Origin of the sequence: Salinicola socius, assembly GCF_001937195.1 — a bacterium.
In the GTDB taxonomy this organism is placed as follows: Bacteria; Pseudomonadota; Gammaproteobacteria; order Pseudomonadales; family Halomonadaceae; genus Salinicola; species Salinicola socius.
Window position 1 is genome coordinate 1 of sequence record NZ_MSDO01000068.1, and the last position, 1,260, is coordinate 1,260.

The window sequence follows — 1,260 nt, forward strand, 5'->3', positions numbered from 1 at the left end:
GGCCATCGCATCGTCTTCACCGACGACGTCGACACCACCCAGCCGGTCAGTCCCCAGGCGATCCGCTTCCACCGCCAGGATGCCACCGAGACGGAAGACGCGCTGACCCAGTGGGGTGGCGTGCGCCGCCAGCAGCCCACCCGCGTCAGCGTCGGCACCTTCGACTACAAGCAGCCGTCACTGACCAAGCGCACCGGCCTCGATACCCTCAGCGATCAGGGCAACCTGCCCGACACCGAGGTCTACGACTACGCCGGCGAGTATTACTACCACGGCTATGCGCGCGGCGAACGCCTCACCGAAAACCGGCTGGAAGCGCATGAATCCCTGGCCAAGCGTTTTCGCGGCAGCGGTGGCGCGCGTCAGCTCCAGGCCGGGCGCTGGTTCGAGCTCACCCAGCACCCGCTGCACGACCTGGGGGGTGAGGAAGAGCGCCAGTTCCTGCTGCTCGGGGTGACCGTCCACGCCGAAAACGCCCTGCCGGTCTCGGCCCAGCTCCAGGCGCTGCCGGGCAGTCTGCAGCCCCGGCTCGACGCCGCCAGGAAAGCGCACGGTCTCGAGGCAGAAACGGCCGATCCCACCGGTGAACGCCTCAGCGGCCGTCTCAAGGACTATGCCACCGGCGGCACCGGCCACTTTCTGGTCGATCTCGACGCCCAGCGCCGCACCCAGCCCTACCGCCATCCGCTGGCCCATCAGCGTCCGGTGATCGGTGGCCCGCAGAGCGCCACCGTGGTCGGCCCCGCCAACGAAGAGATCCATACCGATCACCTCAACCGCGTGCGCGTCAAGTTCCACTGGGACCGCCAGGGTCAGAACGATGAAAACTCCAGCGTCTGGCTGCGGGTCTCCCAGCCCAACGCCGGCGCCGGCTGGGGTGGCGTGTTCGTCCCGCGCATCGGCCAGGAAGTGCTGGTCGATTTCCTCGAGGGCGATGCCGACCGGCCGCTGATCACCGGCCGGGTCTACAACGGCGAGCAGAGTCCCGACTGGCACAGCCACGGCCTGCTCTCCGGCTTCAAGAGCAAGACCTACCGCGGCAGCAAGTACAACGAACTCGTCTTCGACGACGCCACCGATCAGGAGCGTGTCCGGCTCAACTCCGAAGCCGAGAAGAGCCAGCTCAACCTCGGCTACCTGATCCACCAGGCCGGCAACACCCGCGGCGCCTTCCGCGGTACCGGGTTCGAGCTGCGCACCGATGCCTATGGCGCCATCCGCGCCAACCAGGGGCTCTACCTCTCAAGCTGGGGCCAGCTA

The 1,260-nt window shown here is 67.9% G+C and carries 1 protein-coding gene; it reads left to right on the forward strand.

Features of this window, described 5'->3' with window-relative positions; genetic code table 11:
• Positions 1 to 1,260 (forward strand): type VI secretion system Vgr family protein (locus tag BTW07_RS18770; protein WP_144076998.1); only part of this gene is annotated, 1,260 nt, incomplete at both ends.